This is a genomic window from Vibrio sp. S12_S33 (assembly GCF_963889785.1).
GTDB lineage: Bacteria > Pseudomonadota > Gammaproteobacteria > Enterobacterales > Vibrionaceae > Vibrio > Vibrio aestuarianus.
In genome coordinates this window covers 1-621 of sequence record NZ_CAWPQZ010000214.1, presented here as the reverse complement: position 1 = coordinate 621, position 621 = coordinate 1, and the positions used below count along the sequence as shown (strand labels likewise).

Here is a 621-nt window from a genome sequence, read left to right as displayed (position 1 = left end):
GGAGGCTTGTTCTGGAGCGCATTATTGGGCCAGAGAATTCGAAAAGCTTGGTCACGAGGTACTTTTATACCCGCCTCAACATGTCAAAAGTCAGCGACGCAAACAAAAGAACGACTATAACGATGCCGAAGCGATTGCAGAACTTGCCCTTTATCAGCGACATCCTCCCGTCCCGCACAAATCTATCGAACAGCAAGATATTCAATCACTGATTCGAATGCGTAGATTATGCGTCACTGAAAGGACGCGTATGATTAATCAAGTTCGAGGGCTGATTGCCGAGTACGGTATTGTTCTATCTAAAGGAAAAGCCTCCTTCAGACAAGCTATTCCAAAAGTGCTAGAAGACGCCGAAAACCAGCTATCTCCCATACTACGAGAACTTCTATCACGCCAATACGAACGTTATCTATATATCGATGAACAAATCCGTTGGTTTGACGACAAACTTAACCAAACCGTCAAACAGTTCGATAATGCCAAGCGACTTATGTCTATCCCTGGCTTTGGGCCACTCACCAGTCAAGCCGTAGCGGTATGGTTAGGCACAGGGAAACAGTTCAAAACGGGACGAGACGCCTCTGCTGCGATGGGGCTGGTTCCAAGGCAGAACACAACAGG

1 protein-coding gene is annotated in these 621 nt (G+C 47.0%); it reads left to right on the top strand.

All coding sequences use genetic code 11. The features are described 5' to 3' along the window. A partial coding sequence (locus tag AACW06_RS19890) for an IS110 family transposase (protein WP_192076376.1) occupies window positions 1-621 on the top strand: 621 nt, incomplete at both ends.